This is a genomic window from Rhodococcus sp. (in: high G+C Gram-positive bacteria), assembly GCF_049591685.1.
GTDB lineage: Bacteria > Actinomycetota > Actinomycetes > Mycobacteriales > Mycobacteriaceae > Rhodococcoides.
Genome location: NZ_JBAWFH010000415.1, coordinates 1 through 3,438 on the forward strand (window position 1 = coordinate 1; position 3,438 = coordinate 3,438).

Genomic DNA, 3,438 nt, shown 5'->3' on the forward strand with positions numbered 1-3,438 from the left:
ATCGATTCGAGCACGTCGAGCGAAGACAGGTAGTCCGCGAGCGATCCGTCCTTGGGGTCGAGCACCGTGGTTCCACGTCCCAGGATCGTGTCTCCGGTCAGCACTGCGTCGTCAAGCCCGAAGCTCAGCGAATCGGCGGTGTGGCCCGGTGTCGCATGCACGGTGATGGACAGTCCGGCAGCATCGATCACTTCGCCGTCGACCAGAGTGCTCACGCCGCCGTGCACAAACTTCTCCGATGCTGCACGCACGGGCGCCTTCGTTGCGCGATGAAACCGTTTCAGTCCGCCCGTGTGGTCCTTGTGCCGGTGCGTGATCAGGACGAGCACCACGTTGCCCGTCGCCGCAACTGCGTCGAGATGCGCGGAGTCCTTGGGTCCCGGATCGACGACGACACAGTCCTGGCTCCCCGGCGCCCGCAGGATCCAGGTGTTGGTGCCATCGAGGGTCATGTTGCCCGGGTTGTCGGCGAGCAACACCGCCGCGGTCGGCGTCACCTGCCGTAGTCGACCGTATGCCGGGTGCGCGAGTGTCATGGTCGTACCTTAGGAGTATGAGGATTGGACTGGTAGGTGCGGGTCCGTGGGCACGCGCAACGCAGGCGCCCGCGCTGAGGGATCATCCAGGGGTCGAGTTCGCGGGGGTGTGGGCTCGTCGTCCCGACGCCGCGGCGGCCGTGGGCGCTCCCGTGTACGACAGTGTCGAGGCATTGATCGGCGATGTCGACGCCGTTGCGTTCGCGGTACCGCCCGAAGTGCAGGCCGGGCTCGCGGTCACCGCCGCCGAAGCGGGGAAGCATCTTCTTCTCGACAAGCCCATTGCCGCCACCGAGGACGACGCAGCGCGCATCGTGGAAGCGGTCGGGCACGCTGACGTACGGTCCATCGTGACGTTGACCAGGCGGTTCGCCCCGGAAACTCGGGCGTTCCTGCACGAAGCCGGGGGCAAGAAGTGGTGCGCGGGCGCGGGAACGTGGTTGTCGGGGGCCGTGCTCGGGGGCGAATACTCGCAGTCGCCGTGGCGTCACCGCGACGGTGCCCTCTTCGATGTCGGCCCGCACGTGTTCGATCTGCTCGACGCCGCACTGGGTGAGGTAGAGAACGTCGTGCTGTGTCGCCGCGACGATGCGTCCGATACGTGGACGGTGGTGCTCGAGCACTCCGGCGGCAGCGTCAGCACCTCGCAGTTGTCGTTGGCAACGCCGGTACAGCCGTCGCTGTTCAGAGTCGAATTGAGTGGCAGCGACGGTGTGGCCATGCTCGACGACAGATCGACGCCTGCCACCGAGTGCTATCGGGTGCTGCTCGACGAGTTTCTCGAATCGGTCGAGTCGACAACCGATCACTCCTGCTCGGTCCACCGAGGCCTTCATCTGCAGAAGATTTTGGCAGGCTGTCTCGCCCGCATGTAGGTGGCAGCACGAGCGCTGCCCGGCACTGCCACCCACCTCGAGGTGGTCGCGGCTACACCTCGACGATCAGCTCTACCTCGACGGGCGCGCCGATCGGTAGCTCGGCTACGCCGACTGCCGATCGGGCGTGCGTTCCGGCGTCACCGAAGATTTCGCCGATGACGCCCGAGGCGCCGTTGATCACCGCGGGCTGGCCGGTGAAGCCGGGAGCCGAGGCGACGAAGCCGACGACTTTCACGACCCGTTTGATCGAGTCGATACCCACGAGGTCGTGGATCGCGGCGAGCGCGTTGAGTGCGCAGGTCCGAGCCGCCGCGGCCGCCTCTTCGGGGGACAATTCGGCGCCGACCTTGCCCGTGTGCGTCAATTCGCCCGACACCAGAGGCAGCTGACCCGAGGTGTAGACGTGCGATCCGGATTGCACAGCGGGGACATACGCCGCCAGAGGCGCTGCGACGGGCGGCAATTCGATGCCGAGTTCGGCGAGACGCTCGGTCCAGGTCATGCCGGTTATGCCTTCGGGCGCTTGAAGTATGCCACCAGGGTGTCGCCGCCGTTGGGGCCGGACATGATGGTGACGAGTTCCCACCCCTCGGCGCCGTAGTTGTCCAGGATCTGCTTGGTGGCGTGGATCAGCACCGGTGCGGTGAAGTACTCCCAGGTTGTCTTTTCGCTCATGCGGGTGAGCCTAGTCGGCGGTGGCGCCGGCGCGGCGTCGACCATAAGGTTCGTCGCTATGACGAAGCTCGACACCAAAGATGCGGCGTTTCACTTTTTGCGGGCCGAGGGCGGCCCCACCGACATGTACGGGATCTACGTCTTCGACTCGGGGGATGGGCGCGCGCCTTCGTTCGACGAGGTGCTCGCCCACGTCGCCGAGCGGGTGCCGAACATCCCCGCGTTAAACGTCGTCTCGAGGGAGTCCGTGTTGAACCTCGACTTCCCGTCGTGGGTGGTCAGCGCGGCGCGCGTGAACGACCACCTGTCCGATCACGATCTCGACGGCGGGAGTTGGGACGAGTGCCAGCGGCTCGTCTCCACCTTTCTGGAAGCCGGTGTCGACGCGCGTGTGCGGCCCTGGCACCTGCATGTCATCCGCGGCGTCGAGGGCGTCCCGACAGTGCGCGGACGCGCAACGGTCGTTGTTCTGCAGGCAACGCATGCGCTGACCGACGGCCTGGGGCTTGCTCGGTTGTCGGGCGCTTTGTTCGCATCGGCGCCGGAACTGCCGATCTCTGTCGGCAAGCGGAACGTGGTCAGCGTCGACCGCGGACCCGCGGTGCTCCAATTATGCGGCAGCTCCGTTGCTTTCACGTGTGGAACTCCGATGCTGACCGAAGAGCGCTCGGTGGTGCACGGCTTCTTCGGTGTCGGCGACGTGGTCACGGTGGTCGTACTGGCTTGCCCCGACACAGTGCCCGACCACGTGCGGTATCGGGACCTCTTGCTCGAGACGGTCGAGGAGATGTCCGGCGCTGTGGAGGTGTCGACGCAGTGAGCCGACTCCACATCATGGACGCTGCGTTCCATTACGCGTCCACGGACACTTCGCGTGACCAGTACGTTCTCCTCGCGTTCGCGTGGGACACCGAGCCGGCCACGATGGAGGACATCGCGCACTTCGTCTCTCGGCGCGCCGATCTGATTCCCGAGTTGAACAAGCGGATTCGTGAGGTCCCCGGCAATCTCGACTATCCGCGCTGGGTCCGCGACCACACCCCGAAGGAAGCTCGGGTCGACGAGTTGCAGGCACAGTCCTGGGGGGCCGTGCAGGACGCCGTCGGACGGCTGGTTCGGCAGCCGGTGGACGCGACCTCGGCTGCCTGGCGCGTGCACGTCGCTCCAGCGGTGAGGGGCGTTCCGCACACCGACGGGTCTGCCGCAGTGGTGGTGTTTCAGGTCAGCCACGCTCTGGCCGACGGTCGCGGCGCGTCGCAGATCGCACGAAAGTTGTTCGCGCAGCAACCCGTTCGACCTACGCCGTCCGATGACACGTCGGCGGCCTCGCGGTCGCTTCTCCCCGCGGC

At 66.4% G+C, this 3,438-nt stretch carries 6 protein-coding genes; 3 read left to right on the top strand and 3 right to left on the bottom strand.

What is annotated here, in order from left to right; translation table 11 throughout:
• The coding region (locus tag WBQ44_RS17735) for an MBL fold metallo-hydrolase (RefSeq protein WP_495567987.1) at nucleotides 1-536 on the bottom strand (536 nt) is incomplete at its 3' end.
• A 17-nt stretch (nucleotides 537-553) separates the two neighbouring features.
• On the opposite strand from WBQ44_RS17735, the gene WBQ44_RS17740 reads away from it, so the two are divergent.
• Entirely contained in the window at nucleotides 554-1,411 is an 858-nt protein-coding gene (locus WBQ44_RS17740; RefSeq protein WP_495567988.1) for a Gfo/Idh/MocA family protein, read from the top strand.
• Between the two features lie 52 nt (nucleotides 1,412-1,463).
• On the opposite strand, the gene WBQ44_RS17745 is transcribed toward WBQ44_RS17740, so the two are convergent.
• A complete protein-coding gene (locus WBQ44_RS17745) occupies nucleotides 1,464-1,916 on the bottom strand; it encodes a RidA family protein (RefSeq protein ID WP_495567989.1) in 453 nt (150 codons plus the stop codon).
• 5 nt (nucleotides 1,917-1,921) lie between these two features.
• Nucleotides 1,922-2,089, bottom strand: coding sequence for a Sp36 family protein (sp36, locus tag WBQ44_RS17750; protein ID WP_495567990.1), 168 nt, complete (start codon nucleotides 2,087-2,089; stop codon nucleotides 1,922-1,924).
• A 58-nt stretch (nucleotides 2,090-2,147) separates the two neighbouring features.
• Between sp36 and WBQ44_RS17755 the strand changes: the two genes are divergently transcribed.
• The gene (locus tag WBQ44_RS17755; protein WP_495567991.1) at nucleotides 2,148-2,909 is read left to right on the top strand and encodes a wax ester/triacylglycerol synthase domain-containing protein; all 762 of its coding nucleotides are present in this window, start codon (nucleotides 2,148-2,150) and stop codon (nucleotides 2,907-2,909) included.
• The coding region (locus WBQ44_RS17760; RefSeq protein WP_495567992.1) for a wax ester/triacylglycerol synthase domain-containing protein at nucleotides 2,906-3,438 on the top strand (533 nt) is incomplete at its 3' end. The genes WBQ44_RS17755 and WBQ44_RS17760, both read left to right, overlap by 4 nt.

Coding starts and splice junctions, on each gene's coding strand:
- WBQ44_RS17740 (WP_495567988.1), top strand. CDS start 554: ATGAGGATTGGACTGGTAGGTGCGGGTCCGTGGGCACGCGCAACGCAG.
- WBQ44_RS17745 (WP_495567989.1), bottom strand. CDS start 1,916: ATGACCTGGACCGAGCGTCTCGCCGAACTCGGCATCGAATTGCCGCCC.
- sp36 (WP_495567990.1), bottom strand. CDS start 2,089: ATGAGCGAAAAGACAACCTGGGAGTACTTCACCGCACCGGTGCTGATC.
- WBQ44_RS17755 (WP_495567991.1), top strand. CDS start 2,148: ATGACGAAGCTCGACACCAAAGATGCGGCGTTTCACTTTTTGCGGGCC.